The sequence below is a fragment of the Pseudoxanthomonas sp. Root630 genome, assembly GCF_001427585.1.
Lineage (GTDB): Bacteria > Pseudomonadota > Gammaproteobacteria > Xanthomonadales > Xanthomonadaceae > Pseudoxanthomonas_A.
In genome coordinates this window covers 203,125-215,888 of the sequence record NZ_LMGY01000001.1, presented here as the reverse complement: position 1 = coordinate 215,888, position 12,764 = coordinate 203,125, and the positions used below count along the sequence as shown (strand labels likewise).

Genomic DNA, 12,764 nt, shown 5'->3' with positions numbered 1-12,764 from the left:
GATGTCCATCCCGCTCTCCGCCACCTGCGTTGCCCTGCTGTCGTGGGTAGCCGCGCCTGCACTGGCGCTCACGCCGTTCACCGCGCAGTACGAAGCCTCCTTCAAAGGCATCTCCGCAGGTGGCGCCATGTCGCTGACGCAACAGGGCACACGCTGGACCTACTCGATGGGCATCCGCAACTCGGTGGCGAACATCAGCCAGGCCACGGTCTTCGAGGATGCCGCCGGCCGCTATCGGCCCCTTGGCGGAAGCGACCGCTCCACCTATCTGATGAAAACGCGATCGATCGTCACCCACTACGACTGGCGGGCGATGCGGGTGCGCTGGACGGGCGACGTGAAGCCCCAGCGCGCAGGTCCGGTGGCCATGCAGACCGGCGACATGGATGCATTGCTGGTGAATCTGGCGCTCGTGCGCGACGTCGGGTTCGGGCGCACCACGATGAATTACCGGCTGGTGGAGAACGGCAAAGCCAAGCCACAGGCCTACCGCGTCGCCGGCCGCGAAAAGATCACCGTCGCAGGACGCGCGCTGGACACCACCAAAGTGGTGCAAAGCGCCGGCGGCAAACAGACGACGGCATGGATTGCCGCCGGGGTGCCCGCGCCTGTGCGCATCGTGCAGCGCGAGGATGGAAGCGAAGTGTTCCGACTCCAACTCACTTCCTGGCGCTGACGCACGGGAAGCACCATGAAAAAGCCCGGCAATGCCGGGCTTTCTTCATTCCTTGGCCGGGACTGCGTCGGCCTGGAATACGGTCTTGCAATCCATCCGGATCGTGCCCGCTCCGCTTCGCCAGGCGAAGGTGTCGCACTGCCGCCGGCCATCCTGCTTCTGCTCCACCACCACGGTGAAGATCGCCTGCGCGATCTCGCCCTGCGTGACCGTGCCATCCGCGTTCCAGTCCATGTCCCGGGTGGTGATGCCATGGGTGGCCGCGGAACCCGTGTAGTGCAGCCACGCCACCAGCGCCAGCAGCGCGACCACGATGCCTAGCAGGATCTTGCGGCGCAGCGGGAATCGCGGCCGGATGCCCGACAGTGCCGGATCGGGCCGACTCACGACACGCGCCTGATCTTCGCGCCGAGCCCACCGAGTTTTTCTTCGATGTTCTCGTAGCCACGATCCAGGTGATAGATGCGGTCGATGGTGGTTTCGCCGTCGGCTACCAGGCCCGCCAGGATCAGCGATGCCGACGCGCGCAGGTCGGTCGCCATCACCGGCGCGCCACCCAGCCGCTCAACGCCGCGCACGATGGCGGTGTGGCCTTCGACGCGGATATCGGCGCCCAGGCGCAGCAGTTCGTTGACGTGCATGAAGCGGTTTTCGAAGATCGTCTCGTTGATCACACCCACGCCGTCCGCCACGCAGTTGAGCGCCATGAACTGCGCCTGCATGTCGGTGGGAAATGCGGGGTACGGCGCCGTGGTCAGGCTGACCGCTTTCGGTCGCTTGCCGTGCATGTCGAGGGTGATGCTGTCGGTGGTGGTTTCGATCGTCGCGCCGGCTTCGGTCAGCTTGTCGAGCACGGCCTCCAGCGTGTCCGGGCGCGCGTTGCGCACGATCACCTTGCCGCCCGTCATGGCACCGGCCACGAGGAACGTGCCGGTCTCGATGCGGTCCGGCACCACCGAGTGGCGACCGCCGCCCAGGCGTTCGACACCATGGATCACGATGCGCGACGTGCCGGCGCCTTCGATCTTCGCGCCCAGCGCATTGAGGCACTCGGCCAGGTCGGTGACCTCCGGCTCCATCGCGGCGTTTTCCAGCACGGTGGTGCCTTCGGCGAGCGTGGCGGCCGCCATGACATTCTCGGTGCCGGTCACGGTGACCATGTCGAACACGAACCGGGTGCCCTTCAGGCGCGCCGCGCGGGCCTTGATGTAGCCGTTCTCGACGGTGATCTCCGCCCCGAGCGCCTGCAGGCCCTTGATGTGCTGGTCGACCGGGCGCGAACCGATCGCGCAGCCGCCCGGCAGCGACACCACCGCCGCGCCGTGGCGCGCGACCAACGGGCCCAACACGAGGATCGAGGCGCGCATCGTCTTGACCAGCTCGTACGGCGCCACGAAGCGGCTGACGGTGGTCGGATCGACGGTGATGCCGCGCCCCTTCGCCAGCGTGCCCTCGTCGATGGTGATGCCGGCGCCCAGCTCGCCCAGCAGCTTCACCGTGGTCACCACGTCGTGCAGGTGCGGCACGTTGGTGATTTCCACCGGCGCATCCGCCAGCAGGGTCGCGCACAGGATGGGGAGCACGGCGTTCTTGGCGCCGGAGATGGTGACTTCGCCGTTGAGCGCGTTGCCACCGGTAACGATGATCTTCTGCATGGAAGTCCGGAAGGAAAGGTCGGAGAGGAGAGTGGGGACGGAATCGCGAGGCGTCAGGGCGCCGCGGCCGCTTCTTCAGGCGTCAGCGTGCGCAGCTGCAGGGCGTGGATCTCGCCGCCCATGCGCTCGCCCAGGGTCGCGTAGACGAGGCGGTGGCGCGCCAGCGGCAGCTTGCCGCGGAAGGCCTCGGCCACGACGGTGGCTTCGAAATGGACGCCATCGTCGCCCTGGACGTCGGCCTGGGCGCCCGGCAGGCCGGATTCGATCAGTTTACGGATGGTTTCGGCGTCCAACGGGCTTTCCTAATAAAATACCCGGCCATTCTAACCGTCGGCGCCCCATCCGCATGTCCCAGCCGAACCCCCTGTCCCGCTCCGTCCTGCCTGCCAGCCTGGCCGCCAGCGGACGCCGGGTCATCGAGATCGAGGCGCGCGCACTGGATGCCCTGGCGGCCCGCCTGGACGGCACGTTCTCGGCCGCCTGCCACGCGATCCTGGCCGGCCACGGCCGCGTGGTGTGCACCGGCATGGGCAAGTCCGGCCATGTGGCGCGCAAGATCGCCGCGACGCTCGCCTCCACCGGCACGCCTGCGTTCTACGTCCATCCGGGCGAGGCCGGCCACGGCGACCTGGGCATGATCACCGATGCCGACGTGGTGCTGGCGCTGTCGTACTCCGGCGAATCCGACGAAGTGCTGACGCTGCTGCCGGTGCTCAAGCGCCAGGGCAATACCGTCATCGCCATGACCGGCCGGCCGCAGTCCACGCTGGCGCGCGAAAGCGATATCCACCTGGACGTGAGCGTGCCGGCAGAGGCCTGCCCGCTCGATCTCGCCCCCACCAGCAGCACCACCGCCTCGCTGGCGATGGGCGATGCGCTGGCCGTGGCCCTGCTCGATGCCCGCGGCTTCACCGCCGACGATTTCGCCCGCTCCCACCCGGCCGGCAGCCTCGGCCGCCGCCTGCTGCTGCACATCACCGATGTCATGCATGCCGGCGACGACGTGCCGCGCGTGGACGTTTCCGCCACCCTCAGCGAAGCGCTGGTGGAGATGAGCCGCAAGCGCCTGGGCATGACCGCCGTGGTCGATGCCGATGGGCGCCTGGCAGGGCTTTTCACCGACGGCGACCTGCGCCGTACCCTCGACAACCCGGCGCTGGACCTGCGCAGCGCGCGGATCGCCGACGTGATGACGCGCCAGCCCAAGACGATCGGTGCCGACCAGCTCGCCGTGGAAGCGGCGCGCCTGATGGAAACCCACCAGATCAGCGGTCTGCTGGTGGTGGATGATGAACAGCGCCCGGTCGGTGCCCTCAACATTCACGACTTGTTGCGCGCCCGCGTGGTGTAACCGCGTTTCCCTCCCGCAACCGGCTTGCCGTGCCGCCTTCCCCACCCCATCCTGAGCCTATGCCCCTGCGCCATCTCCACGACCTGACCGACGATGTGCTGGCCCGCGCCACGCGCATCCGCCTGGCGTGTTTCGACGTGGATGGCACGCTGACCGATGGCCGCATCTACCTGGACGGCGAGGGTCGCGAGCAGAAGGCCTTCCATGTCCAGGACGGCCAGGGGCTGGTCCTGCTGAAGCGGGCCGGCATCGAGGTCGCCTTCATCACGGCCCGGGGCGGCACCGTCGCCGCGGCCCGCGGGCGCGAATTGGGCGTACAGGTCTTCACGAGCACCAAGGACAAGCTGGCGAAGGTGCGCGAACTCTGCACGACGCTGGCCATCGGGCTGGACGAAGTGGCCTTCATGGGCGACGACCTGCCGGACGTGCCCCCCTTCGATGCCGTGGGCCTGGCCATCGCACCCGCCGACGCACACCCGTGGACCGCCCGCCGCGCGCACTGGCGGACCCGCCGGCCCGCCGGCCAGGGCGCGGCCCGCGAAGCCTGCGACCTGCTGCTGGGCGCGCAGGGCCATGCGCCGGCGTTCGAGGGGGGGATGGCATGAGCTGGCGCGCCGTCCTCGGCCTGGTGCTGCTGCTGGCCGCCATCGTCAGCGGCTGGTCCGCCTGGAAGAACCGCGACATCCCGCCGCCGAACCGTGTGCTGGCGGACCGCTCCGACTACGTCATGCGCGACTTCGAGATGATCGCGCTCAACGGCGAGGGCAAGGAAGCCGTGGCGGTCCGTGCGCCACTGATGACCCGCGACCCCCGCGACGAGACCTACACGATCGCCACCCCGCTGTTCCTGCTGCCGGAGGAACAGGGCCGCTCGTGGGAGTTGCGCTCGAAGACCGGCTGGCTGAGCGCCAAGGGCGAGGAGCTGCGCCTGCGCGGCGACGTGCACGGGACCTCGCCGGCGGGCAGCGCGCGCCAGGCGGACTTCCGCACGGCGTCACTGAATGTATTCCCCGACCGCGACCTCGCTCAGACCGACGACGAGGTGACGGTCACCCAGCCCGGCTCTAGACTGACCGGGCGTGGTTTCGAGACCAATCTCAAGACCAAGGCCTACGAATTCAAATCCCAGGTGAAATCCATCTATGAACCGCGTTCTGCTCGCTAGCGCCGCACTGCTGCTCCTGCTGCCTGCCGCAGGTGCGGCGGCCAAGTCCACGGACCGCAACCAGGCCATGTCGATCGACGCCGGTGGCCAGTCCGGCAACCTCGAAGGCGACGGCAAGACCCTGCTGTCGGGCGGCGTGGTGGTCACCCAGGGCTCGCTGGAGATCCGCTCGAGCGCGGCCGAGATCTACATGGCCGGCGGCGAGATCTCGCGCACGGTCTTCACCGGCAAGCAGGTGAAGATGAAGCAGCAGATGGACAACGGCAGTTGGATGGACGCGCAGGCGGACCGCGTGGAATACGACATGAAGACCGAGACCATCACCTTCATCGGCAATTACACCGTCAAGTCGGATCGCGGTTCGAACAGCGGCCAGCGCATGGTCTACAACACCAAGACCGGCAACATGCAGGCCGGCGGCGATGGTTCGCGCATCAAGACCGTGATCCCGCCGAAGACCGCCGCGCCGGCACAGGGCAAGAACTGATGTTGATCGCGAAGGGACTGCGCAAGCGCTACAAGCAACGCGAGGTCGTCGCCGACTTCGGCCTGACCCTGCAGCCCGGCGAAGTGGTCGGCGTGCTGGGCCCCAACGGCGCCGGCAAGACCACCTGCTTCTACATGATCGTCGGCCTGGTCGCCGCGGACGCCGGCACCATCGAGCTCGATGGCAAGGACATCACCGCAGAGCCCATGTACCGCCGCGCCAAGCTCGGCGTGGGCTACCTGCCGCAGGAGCCCTCGGTGTTCCGCAAGCTGTCGGTGGCCGACAACGTCCGGCTGGTGCTGGAGCTGCGCGAGGACCTGGATGCGGCCGGCATCGACCTCGAACTGGCCTCGCTACTGGACGAGCTGCAGATCACCCACGTCGCCGACCAACTGGGCGCCAGCCTCTCCGGTGGCGAACGGCGGCGCGTGGAAATCGCGCGCGCCCTGGCGGCCCGGCCGCGCCTGATGTTGCTGGACGAGCCCTTCGCCGGCGTCGACCCCATCTCGGTCGGCGAGATCCAGCGCATCGTGAAACACCTCAAGGATCGCGGCATCGGCGTCCTCATCACCGACCACAACGTGCGCGAAACCTTGGGAATCTGCGACCGGGCGTATATCCTCAATGCCGGTAGCGTTCTGGCGCAGGGGGCCCCGGACGCATTGCTGGCCAATCCGGACGTACGCCGGGTCTATCTGGGCGAGACCTTCCGCCTGTGATCCCCGTCGGCGGCTTTTGGCCGCCTCGGGTTTCCAAGGTCGGGAATGAAGCCACGCCTTCAGACATCGCTGGGACAGCATCTGGTCATGACGCCGCAGTTGCGTCAGGCCATCCGCCTGTTGCAGATGTCGACCACGGAACTCGAAGTCGAACTGACCGAGGCCGTCGAAACCAACCCCCTCCTCGACTGGGTGGAATCCGACCAGGAGTCCACCGCGCCCCGCGGCAACGAGGAGGAGGCCCCGCCCGCCGAACGCACGCGCAGCGAAGAAGGCGAAGGCGAGGGAGGCGAAGCGCGCGATGACTGGTCTCCCGACGATGGTCCCTGGACCTCGTCCGGCGGCGGCTCATTCGACGACGACGAGAACGGCAGCCCCGCCGAGCGCGTGGTCGAAGCGGACACCCTGCACGGCCACCTGCTGTGGCAACTGCACCTGTCCCACCTGTCTCCGCGCGATCGCACGATCGGCGCCGCACTGATCGACGCACTGGAAGACGACGGCTACCTGCGCGAACCGCTTTCCGACATCGTCGAGGCGTTGCGCCCCGAGATCGAGGCCGCGGAGGACGACATCCTCGTGGTGCTGCACCAGGTGCAGCGCTTCGATCCCGTCGGCGTGGCGGCGCGCTCGCTCGGCGAATGCCTGCATCTGCAGCTGTCGGTGCTCAGCGACGACACGCCCGGCAAGGCACTGGCGATCAGGATCGCCGAGACCGCACTGGAACGCCTGCCTCGCAGTGGCGTGGCCGGCATCGCGCAGGAAATGAAACTTCCCGTCGCCGAGGTCGAGGAAGCGGTACAGCTGCTGCGCACGCTCGACCCCAAGCCCGGTGCGCAGGTCGGCGACCTGTCGCACGACACCTACGTGGTGCCCGACTGCGTGGTCTGGCGCCAGCGCGGCGTGTGGCGCGCGGCGCTCGCGGGCAACACCTTGCCGCGCATCACCATCCATCGCGGCTACGAGCAGATGATCCGCCAGTGCGGCGACAGCGATGCCGGCTACCTCAAGGCGCAGTTGCAGGAAGCGCGCTGGCTGCTCAAGAGTGTCGAAGCCCGGGGCGAAACGCTGCTCAAGGTGATGCGCTGCCTGCTGCACCAGCAGGCCGGGTTCCTGGAATTCGGCGAGCAGGCGTTGCGCCCGCTCACTCTGCGCGATGTGGCCGAAGACGTCGGCCTGCACGAATCGACCGTGTCGCGCGCCATCGCGCGCAAGTACGTGCGCACGCCGCGCGGCACCCTGCCCATGCGCTCCTTCTTCGCCTCGGGCATCGACACCGAAGGCGGCGGCGAGGCTTCCAGCACCGCCATCCAGGCCATGATCCGACGACTGGTGGATGCGGAGAATCCGCGCAAGCCGCTGTCCGACGCCAAGCTGGCGGACCTGCTCAAGGCGTCCGGCATCCCGGTGGCGCGCCGCACCGTGGCCAAGTACCGCGAAGCGCTGAACATCCTGTCTTCTCACGAGCGCGTGCGCATCGGCTGAACCGACGACCGGCGCAAGCCGTTTCCGTGACCGCGTACGCGTCGCCCGAAACACTTTCCTAACACCTCGCCTCGCGCTCGCAAAAAATGCACGCGGACGGTTGATAGTTGCCGCCAACGGGTCCATCTTGTCCCTGAAGGCAGCCTTTTCCATCGCTCCACGAAGGAGGAATTGCAGGAACCCAGACGCACCTGCGTTGTCAGTTCACCTGACACGCGTTCCGCGCAGCCGCGCGGCTCTACAGACCCGAAGGAGGCACACATGCGTATCGAGACTTACGGCCATGAAATCGAAGTCACTCCCGCCCTGCGCGAATATGTCGAGACCAAGCTGAAGCGGCTGGAACGCCACTTCGATCAACCCTTCGAAGTCCGTACGCAACTGGGGACCCGCAAGCCCGATTACCTGGCCGAAGCCACGATCAACGTCGCCGGCCGCACCCTGCATGCCGACGCCGGCGCGCAGACGATGTACGCCGCCATCGATGTCCTGGCAGACAAACTCGATCGCCTGCTGGTCAAACACAAGGAAAAACGTTCCGACGTTCAGCGCATCGGTGTGCGCGGCGAACTGATCGGTTGAGTCGATGCGCGGCGATCGCCGCGCCCTGTCCCCGGGCCGCTCCGCAACGGAGCGGCCCTCTGCGGTCGCGAAGCAGGCACCGCCCCTTTACACTGGCCTCGCCGATTCCACCGTCCGCTCGCGAACCGGCACCCTCTTCCTGCCGGCCGCCTCCGCATGATGAACACCAGCATCACCGCCCGTGAATTGTTCGACCACCAGAAGGACAAGCTGGTCCTGCGCTGGCTGGCGGGCCAGAAAGGCGAGAAGCGGGTGCTGGAAGCCGGCGACACCCTTTCGCGACGCCCATCGCTGGCCGGCTACCTCAATGCCGTGTATCCCAACAAGGTGCAGATCCTCGGCACGGAGGAGCTGACCTGGCTCGACTCGCTGGATTCGCGCCAGCGCTGGGAAACCATCGAGAAGATCGTGCAAGCCAAGCCGCTGGCCCTGGTCATCAGCAAGAACCAGTCGTGCCCCGAGGACCTGCGCGAGGCCGCCAACGAGAACGACACGCCGCTCTGGGTCTCGCCCAAGCGCGGCCACGAACTGCTCAACCACATCTCCTACCATCTCGCGCGCACGCTGGCGCCGCGGGTGACGCTGCACGGCGTCTTCATGGAGATCTATTCGATCGGCGTGCTGATCACCGGCGAAGCCGGATCCGGCAAGAGCGAACTCGCGCTGGAACTGCTCAGCCGTGGGCACCGCCTGGTCGCCGATGACGCGCCCGAATTCACCCAGATCGCGCCGGACGTGCTGGACGGCACCTGCCCCGAGCTGCTGCAGGACCTGCTGGAAGTGCGCGGCCTGGGCGTGCTCAACGTGCGCGAGATGTTCGGCGACACGGCGGTGAAGAAGAACAAGTACCTGCGCTTGATCGTCCACCTCACGCGCCCGATGACCGAGCCCAACCCGCATGGCTACGAGCGCCTGACCGGCGACTCCGGCACGCGCCACGTACTGGACCTCGACGTGCCGCTGATCACCCTGCCGGTGATGCCCGGCCGCAACCTGGCCGTGCTCACCGAAGCGGCGACGCGCCTGCACATCCTGCGGACGAAGGGCATCGACCCCGCCGCCATGTTCATCGCGCGCCACAGCAACCTGCTCGAGCGCAGCACCCCATGACGGACCCGACCGCCCCGCAGGCCGACCCGGCGCACGACGAGAACGGCGCACCGCCCCCGCCTGCGCCCACCGTCGTCATCGTCAGCGGCCTGTCCGGTTCGGGGAAGTCGGTCGCCCTGAAGACCTTCGAGGACCTGGACTACTACTGCGTCGACAACCTGCCGGTGGACCTGCTGCCTTCGTTCGTGCGCAGCCTGATGCGCGAGGACGAACTGCCGCCGAAGATCGCGGTCGGCATCGACGTGCGCAGCCGCCAGAGCGATCTGTCCCGGTTGGCGCAATGGCGCGCCGCCCTTGCGCAGCTGGGGCTGGAAGGCCGGCTGATCTTCTTCGACGCCAGCGACGAGGTCCTGCTGCGGCGCTATTCCGATACCCGTCGCCGGCATCCGCTGGGCCATGGCGGCCTGTCGCTACAGGAAGCCATCCGGCAGGAGCGCACCATCGTCGAGCCGTTGCGCGCGGAAGCCGATGTCATCATCGACACCAGCCAGCTCAACGTGCACCAGCTGCGGCGCCGGATCATCGCCGAGTTCGCCTTCAACAAGAGCGCACAGCTGTCGCTGCTGTTCGAATCCTTCGCCTACAAGCGCGGCGTGCCGGCCGATGCCGACTTCGTCTTCGACGCCCGCGTGCTGCCCAACCCGCACTGGAACCCGGACCTGCGCCCGTATGCCGGCCGCGACCCGAAGGTGCGGACGTTCCTGGACGCGCAACCGGAGGTCGCCGAGTACGTCGGCCAGGTGAGCGGCTTCCTGGACACCTGGCTGCCACGCCTGCGCGGCGAGACCCGGAGTTACGTGACCATCGCCTTCGGCTGCACCGGCGGCAAGCACCGCTCCGTGTACCTGGCCGAGACGCTCGCCCGGCATGCGCGCGAGCAGGGCTGGGAGGAAGTGGCCACCTTCCACCGGGAACTGGACTGACAAGAGCGGGGCGGACCGGAGATGGACTGACGCCCACTCCGGGCGCCGCATCGTTCCACCGGCGCGGCTTCCAGCGCGTCATGCCGGTCTGTTAACGTTCCAGCATGGCCTGTGGCATTCTTCTTGTGACTCATCCCGGCGTGGGTGCGGCGATCCTCGCCGTCGCCACGGCGCTGTTGCGGCAACTGCCCCTGAAGGCAGAGGCCTTCGAGGTGCCGTTCGACGCCGACCTGGACGCGCTGCTGCCGCAGGCGTCCGCCGCGCTGCGGCGCGTGGACGGCGGCGACGGTGTGCTGGTGCTGACCGACCTGTACGGGGCCAGCCCCAGCAACCTGGCCGGCAAGCTCGCCCGCCTGGGCACGCCGGTCCGGCGCGTCTCGGCGTTGAGCCTGCCGATGCTGCTGCGGGTGATGAACTATTCGGAACAGGGACTGGACGAACTGCCGGCGACCGCCGCCGCCGGCGCACGCAATGGAGTCATTCACGACGATGCTTGAGCGCGAACTCACTATTTCCAACCGCCTGGGCCTGCATGCGCGCGCGACCGCCAAGCTCGTGCAGACGCTGGCCGGCTTCCGCTGCAACGCCACGCTGGCGGCCAAGGGCCGCGAGGTGAACGCCAAGAGCATCATGGGCGTCATGTTGCTGGCTGCCGGCCAGGGCACCCCGGTCATCGTCCGCATCGAAGGCGAAGATGAAGTGGCCGCGATGCAGGAAATCGTCTCGCTGTTCGAGCGACGATTCGACGAGGACGCCTGATGCGGGCGCTGCTGCCGGGCCACGGGGCTTCGCGCGGCAGCGCGCTGGGACGTGCCCGGGTCCGGCTGCCGCACGTCCTGGACGTCGCCGAGCAGCACATCCGCCAGGACCAGATCGACGATGAACTGGTGCGGCTGCACGAAGCCGTCGACGCCACCCGCCGCGAGATGCACAGCCTGCGTGCGCGCCTGCATGGCGCGCTGGCGAAGGAAGTCGGCGAGTTCCTCGACCTGCACGCGCTGCTGCTCGACGACCCCGAACTGCTGCACGGCCTGGACGAACTGATCCGCGCCGGCCGCTACACCGCCGACTATGCCCTGCGCCTCCAGCGCGACCGCCTTGCCGCCGTGTTCGACGGCATGGACGACGCGTACCTCAAGAGCCGCATGGACGATCTCGACCATGTGATCGGGCGCATCCACGCGCACCTGCACCAGCGCGCGGCCGACACGCCCGGCGTGGCCGGCGAGATCCTGGTCAGCGACAACGTGGCCCCGTCGGAACTGGCCGAGCTCCAGCAGCAGGGCGTCGTGGCCGTGATCACGGCGGCCGGCAGCGCGCTGTCGCACAGCGCCATCCTCGCGCGCAGCCTGCACCTGCCGCTGGTGGTGGGCAATGCGCAGGCCCTGCAGCGCATCAACGACGGCGACGTGCTGCTGGTGGACGGCAGCACCGGCGAAGTCGTGGTCAATCCCGACCCGGACGACCTGCGCCGTTACCGCGAACGGTTGCGCGACGCCGCACGCGAAGCGCGCGAGCTCGGCCGCCTGCGCTCCAAGCCCAGCCGCACCCGCGATGGCGTCGACATCGGGCTGTGGGCCAATGCGGAATCGATGGAGGATGTCGCCAACGCCCATGCGCTCGGCGCTGCCGGCGTGGGGCTGTACCGCACCGAGTTCCTGTTCCTGCAGCGCCGCGAGCTACCCGGCGAGGACGAGCAGTTCCAGGTCTACCGCGACCTTGCGCTGGGCATGAGCGGGCGGCCGGTGACGATCCGCACGCTCGACCTTGGCGCCGACAAGGCGGACCGCACCGGCCTGGTGGTGGGCGACGAGGACAATCCCGCGCTCGGCCTGCGCGGCGTGCGCTTGTCGCTCGCGCATGCGGACGTGTTCGACACCCAGTTGCGGGCGATCCTGCGAGCCTCGGCCTACGGCCCGGTACGCATCCTGGTGCCGATGGTCAGCGGCCGCGAGGAGCTGCTGGAGGTCCGCCGTCGCCTCCGCCGCGTCGGGCTGCAGCTGCGCAAGCAGGGGCACGAGATCGCCGAGCATGTCGAACTGGGCGCGATGATCGAGGTGCCCGCGGCCGCGATCGCCTTCCATGGATTCGTGGACGTGGTGGACTTCGTCTCGATCGGCACCAACGACCTGGTCCAGTACCTGCTCGCGGCCGATCGCAACAACGAAGCCCTGGGCGAACTCTATTCGCCGCTGCATCCCGGCGTGCTGCGCCTGCTTCGCCACATCATCAGCATCGGCGCCGAACACAAGGTGCCGGTGGCGATGTGCGGCGAGATCGCCGGCGACGCCACTCTCGCGCCGATGCTGCTGGCCCTGGGCCTGCGCGAGTTCAGCCTGCATCCGGCGACGTTGCTGGAGCTGCGCAAGGCGATCCGCGACAGCGACCTGTCCGACCTGCAGGCCCGCGCGGCGAAGCTGCTGCAGGCGCGCGACCGCGCCGGCATCGAACGCTGGCTCAAAGCCGCCATCGCACCCTGATCCTTCCGTTGTGGGAGCGACGTCAGTCGCGATCGACCACCGCAGGTGCCTCATCGCGACTTCTGCAGGGTGTCCATAAATCGCAGGCCGGGCGATAATGGCGGAATGAACGCTTGATGCCCCGGTCGCAT

The 12,764-nt window shown here is 68.2% G+C and carries 16 protein-coding genes; 13 read left to right on the top strand and 3 right to left on the bottom strand.

What is annotated here, in order from left to right; translation table 11 throughout:
• Nucleotide 1: 1 nt before the first annotated feature.
• Nucleotides 2-676 (top strand): DUF3108 domain-containing protein, encoded by a 675-nt coding sequence (locus tag ASD72_RS01030; RefSeq protein ID WP_162250329.1) that lies wholly within the window; start codon nucleotides 2-4, stop codon nucleotides 674-676.
• A gap of 45 nt (nucleotides 677-721) precedes the next feature.
• On the opposite strand, the gene ASD72_RS01025 is transcribed toward ASD72_RS01030, so the two are convergent.
• Genes ASD72_RS01025 through ASD72_RS01015 form a run of 3 tightly spaced genes read right to left on the bottom strand, consistent with a single transcriptional unit; the run spans nucleotide 722 to nucleotide 2,624 of the window.
• Nucleotides 722-1,063: an EF-hand domain-containing protein gene (locus tag ASD72_RS01025; protein ID WP_235577895.1), complete on the bottom strand. Its 342-nt coding sequence runs from the start codon at nucleotides 1,061-1,063 to the stop codon at nucleotides 722-724.
• Nucleotides 1,060-2,331, bottom strand: coding sequence for a UDP-N-acetylglucosamine 1-carboxyvinyltransferase (gene murA, locus ASD72_RS01020; RefSeq protein WP_056878112.1), 1,272 nt, complete (start codon nucleotides 2,329-2,331; stop codon nucleotides 1,060-1,062). Before murA ends, ASD72_RS01025 begins: the two co-directional genes overlap by 4 nt.
• Before the next feature lie 53 nt (nucleotides 2,332-2,384).
• The gene (locus tag ASD72_RS01015) at nucleotides 2,385-2,624 is read right to left on the bottom strand and encodes a BolA/IbaG family iron-sulfur metabolism protein (RefSeq protein ID WP_056878111.1); all 240 of its coding nucleotides are present in this window, start codon (nucleotides 2,622-2,624) and stop codon (nucleotides 2,385-2,387) included.
• Nucleotides 2,625-2,677: 53 nt separating this feature from the next.
• On the opposite strand from ASD72_RS01015, the gene ASD72_RS01010 reads away from it, so the two are divergent.
• The 12 genes from ASD72_RS01010 (at nucleotide 2,678) to ptsP (ending at nucleotide 12,633) form a co-directional block, all read left to right on the top strand.
• Nucleotides 2,678-3,682, top strand: a complete 1,005-nt coding sequence (locus ASD72_RS01010; RefSeq protein ID WP_056878110.1) for a KpsF/GutQ family sugar-phosphate isomerase — start codon at nucleotides 2,678-2,680, stop codon at nucleotides 3,680-3,682.
• 59 nt (nucleotides 3,683-3,741) lie between these two features.
• Nucleotides 3,742-4,287 carry an HAD hydrolase family protein gene (locus ASD72_RS01005; RefSeq protein ID WP_056878109.1) on the top strand — a complete coding sequence of 182 codons (546 nt, stop codon included), beginning with the start codon at nucleotides 3,742-3,744 and terminating at the stop codon, nucleotides 4,285-4,287.
• Nucleotides 4,284-4,847 (top strand): LPS export ABC transporter periplasmic protein LptC, encoded by a 564-nt coding sequence (gene lptC / locus ASD72_RS01000; protein WP_056878108.1) that lies wholly within the window; start codon nucleotides 4,284-4,286, stop codon nucleotides 4,845-4,847. The genes ASD72_RS01005 and lptC overlap by 4 nt, the downstream gene beginning before the upstream one ends.
• Nucleotides 4,825-5,334: a lipopolysaccharide transport periplasmic protein LptA gene (gene lptA, locus ASD72_RS00995; protein WP_056878107.1), complete on the top strand. Its 510-nt coding sequence runs from the start codon at nucleotides 4,825-4,827 to the stop codon at nucleotides 5,332-5,334. The genes lptC and lptA overlap by 23 nt, the downstream gene beginning before the upstream one ends.
• Nucleotides 5,334-6,053 carry an LPS export ABC transporter ATP-binding protein gene (gene lptB / locus ASD72_RS00990; protein ID WP_056878106.1) on the top strand — a complete coding sequence of 240 codons (720 nt, stop codon included), beginning with the start codon at nucleotides 5,334-5,336 and terminating at the stop codon, nucleotides 6,051-6,053. Before lptA ends, lptB begins: the two co-directional genes overlap by 1 nt.
• 45 nt (nucleotides 6,054-6,098) lie before the next feature.
• The gene (locus ASD72_RS00985; RefSeq protein ID WP_056878105.1) at nucleotides 6,099-7,538 is read left to right on the top strand and encodes an RNA polymerase factor sigma-54; all 1,440 of its coding nucleotides are present in this window, start codon (nucleotides 6,099-6,101) and stop codon (nucleotides 7,536-7,538) included.
• A gap of 261 nt (nucleotides 7,539-7,799) precedes the next feature.
• On the top strand, nucleotides 7,800-8,120 hold the full coding sequence (raiA, locus tag ASD72_RS00980) for a ribosome-associated translation inhibitor RaiA (protein ID WP_056878104.1): 321 nt from the start codon (nucleotides 7,800-7,802) through the stop codon (nucleotides 8,118-8,120).
• 159 nt (nucleotides 8,121-8,279) lie between these two features.
• Nucleotides 8,280-9,230, top strand: a complete 951-nt coding sequence (gene hprK / locus ASD72_RS00975) for an HPr(Ser) kinase/phosphatase (protein ID WP_056878463.1) — start codon at nucleotides 8,280-8,282, stop codon at nucleotides 9,228-9,230.
• Nucleotides 9,227-10,153, top strand: coding sequence for an RNase adapter RapZ (gene rapZ / locus ASD72_RS00970; protein ID WP_081420059.1), 927 nt, complete (start codon nucleotides 9,227-9,229; stop codon nucleotides 10,151-10,153). Before hprK ends, rapZ begins: the two co-directional genes overlap by 4 nt.
• 104 nt (nucleotides 10,154-10,257) lie before the next feature.
• Nucleotides 10,258-10,650, top strand: coding sequence for a PTS fructose IIA subunit family protein (locus ASD72_RS00965; RefSeq protein ID WP_056878103.1), 393 nt, complete (start codon nucleotides 10,258-10,260; stop codon nucleotides 10,648-10,650).
• Entirely contained in the window at nucleotides 10,643-10,912 is a 270-nt protein-coding gene (locus ASD72_RS00960) for an HPr family phosphocarrier protein (protein WP_056878102.1), read from the top strand. The genes ASD72_RS00965 and ASD72_RS00960 overlap by 8 nt, the downstream gene beginning before the upstream one ends.
• Nucleotides 10,912-12,633, top strand: a complete 1,722-nt coding sequence (gene ptsP / locus ASD72_RS00955) for a phosphoenolpyruvate--protein phosphotransferase (protein ID WP_056878101.1) — start codon at nucleotides 10,912-10,914, stop codon at nucleotides 12,631-12,633. The genes ASD72_RS00960 and ptsP overlap by 1 nt, the downstream gene beginning before the upstream one ends.
• The last annotated feature ends 131 nt before the right edge of the window (nucleotides 12,634-12,764 follow it).